This window comes from Providencia sp. JGM181 (assembly GCF_018257375.1).
Classification (GTDB): Bacteria; Pseudomonadota; Gammaproteobacteria; order Enterobacterales; family Enterobacteriaceae; genus Providencia; species Providencia lanzhouensis.
Genome location: NZ_JAERJY010000240.1, coordinates 1 through 2,247, shown reverse-complemented (window position 1 = coordinate 2,247; position 2,247 = coordinate 1). Strand labels below are relative to the sequence as shown.

Genomic DNA, 2,247 nt, shown 5'->3' with positions numbered 1-2,247 from the left:
AATCTTTTAATTTATAAGCACCATTACCCACAAAATTAGCTGGTTGAGTCCACTTAGCACCATATTTTTCGATTGTTACTTATTTAAACATTTTTTGCATTTCACCCGATAATCTTATTATTAATAGTGTTATGCTTACGCTATTACTGTGATATCGGTTTTCCCATTTTTGGCTTAGGGAATGCCCCAAAAACTAATAATATGAATATATTACAATGAATTTAGAATCTATCGTTGAACTGACAGCCGAGGATATGTCAGCAGTAAATGAAGCGATCCTCAGCCAATTAAACTCAGACGTAGCATTAATCAATCAATTAGGTTATTACATCGTTAGCGGAGGCGGAAAAAGGATCCGTCCAATGATCGCGATCCTCGCAGGACGATCCCTAGGCTATTCTGAACATAAGCATATTCAAGTTGCTGCATTAATCGAATTCATCCATACCGCCACTTTATTACACGATGATGTGGTCGATGAATCAGATATGCGTCGTGGAAAACAGACAGCTAATGCTGTATTTGGTAACGCGGCAAGCGTATTAGTAGGTGACTTTATTTATACTCGATCCTTCCAAATGATGACGGATCTTGATTCGATGCGTGTTTTAAAATTGATGTCTGAAGCCACCAACGTGATCGCTGAAGGTGAAGTTTTACAATTAATGAACTGCAACGATCCTGATATTACTGAAGAGAGCTACATGCAAGTGATCTACAGTAAAACTGCGCGTCTATTTGAAGCGGCTTCTCACGCGTCAGCTATCTTAGCCAATGCCACGCCTGAGCAAGAGAAAGCGCTGCAAGATTATGGTCGCTACATTGGGACCGCATTCCAGTTAGTTGACGATCTTCTTGATTATGATGCAGATAATACCCAGTTAGGTAAAAACACTGGAGATGATCTCGATGAGGGTAAACCAACACTACCACTGTTACATGCAATGCAACATGGTAATGCAGAAGAGTCAGCACTAATTAGACAAGCAATTGAGCAAGGAAATGGTCGCCATCTATTAGACACTGTCCTTGGCACAATGAAACGCTGCGGCTCATTAGAATACACTTACCAACGCGCGCAGGAAGAAGCTCAAAAAGCCATTGATGCTTTAAACGCCCTTGAAGACTCAGTGTATAAAGAAGCATTGATTGGTTTAGCGCACGTTGCTATTCAGCGCCATTCATAATCACCGTTAGAGAGCTAAATCAATATTGAAAAGGGTGAAAGCAATTTCACCCTTTTTTATGGTTATTCATCTTCTGGTTCAGGCTCTATTTTTGCCAATAGCGATGATAACCCGTGACGCAAAATATATTTCACAAATATTTTGCGCTCATCTTCCGTCAGTTGGTAATAAGCCTCAGACCAAATTTGCAGTGCATCAACACGTTGCACTTGATACGGTGCAGATGGCTCATGAAACGAAAGCTGACCTTGGATCTCACTCGGCAAGCTTTCCATATAGTATTCAACGGCCTTCCCCTGAACACCTCTTTTACGACGACTTTTCCAACCTTCCCTTCTCGCCATCAAGTTAATTCCCTGAGGTGATGATGGAAGACCTTCTAATCCTGCTAATTCTTTCGCAGTGAACCACAATTTTTTCATAATATCACTTTTACGCTTAGCTTATATTTTGCAACCTGCTTTTGTCGCTATACCAAAGTTATTTTTCTAAAAATTTATTCGATTCAATACTGTACGTAATCTATGTATGGCTATTTTGATTAATAAGATGAATTAAAGCTAAAGCACCTTTGCGCATAATAAACGATAAGATCTTCACGCGTTCATCATGGGAAAGCTGGTTATAAGCTTCTTGCCAAATATGCGCTTGTTCATCACGCTTAATTTGGTAGCCTGCCGAAGTTTCATACATCACCGTGAACTCTTCGAGATTAATGGGAACCGAGCTAATATGGTATTCCAATGCTTTTCCTTGAATACCTCGTCGTTTTCGACTCAACCATTTTTCTCGCCTCGCCATGGCATTAATACCTTGGGTGCTTGTTGGAAGCCCTTGGCGCCCAACGAGCTCTTTGGCCGTTAACCATTCCTTGTTCATTATCGACGCTCCTTGTCATCATAATGACGACTTCGATTAACTATAAACTTTCTTTATTTTCTTAATCGTTTCAATATCCATTTTTAATATTCAAATATAATAGTTAATAAATTATATCGATATAGATAATTTCTTTGTATATCCGCTAGTTATATCAATAACTTTGTATTAACTATTTTAT

General features: G+C 39.1%; 3 protein-coding genes. 1 reads left to right on the top strand and 2 read right to left on the bottom strand.

Annotated features, from left to right (window positions below):
* Positions 1-215 precede the first annotated feature (215 nt).
* Complete coding sequence (ispB, locus tag JK188_RS17125) at positions 216-1,187, top strand: octaprenyl diphosphate synthase (protein ID WP_036949027.1); 972 nt, start codon at positions 216-218, stop codon at positions 1,185-1,187.
* Between the two features lie 62 nt (positions 1,188-1,249).
* On the opposite strand, the gene JK188_RS17120 is transcribed toward ispB, so the two are convergent.
* Positions 1,250-1,609 carry a DNA-binding protein gene (locus JK188_RS17120; protein WP_211886876.1) on the bottom strand — a complete coding sequence of 120 codons (360 nt, stop codon included), beginning with the start codon at positions 1,607-1,609 and terminating at the stop codon, positions 1,250-1,252.
* Between the two features lie 100 nt (positions 1,610-1,709).
* Positions 1,710-2,066, bottom strand: a complete 357-nt coding sequence (locus JK188_RS17115; RefSeq protein WP_211886875.1) for a DNA-binding protein — start codon at positions 2,064-2,066, stop codon at positions 1,710-1,712.
* Between the last annotated feature and the right edge of the window lie 181 nt (positions 2,067-2,247).

What these genes read in the sequence shown, in the direction of transcription:
- JK188_RS17115 (WP_211886875.1), bottom strand. Translation starts at nt 2,066, where the DNA reads ATGAACAAGGAATGGTTAACGGCCAAAGAGCTCGTTGGGCGCCAAGGG.
- ispB (WP_036949027.1), top strand. Translation starts at nt 216, where the DNA reads ATGAATTTAGAATCTATCGTTGAACTGACAGCCGAGGATATGTCAGCA.
- JK188_RS17120 (WP_211886876.1), bottom strand. Translation starts at nt 1,609, where the DNA reads ATGAAAAAATTGTGGTTCACTGCGAAAGAATTAGCAGGATTAGAAGGT.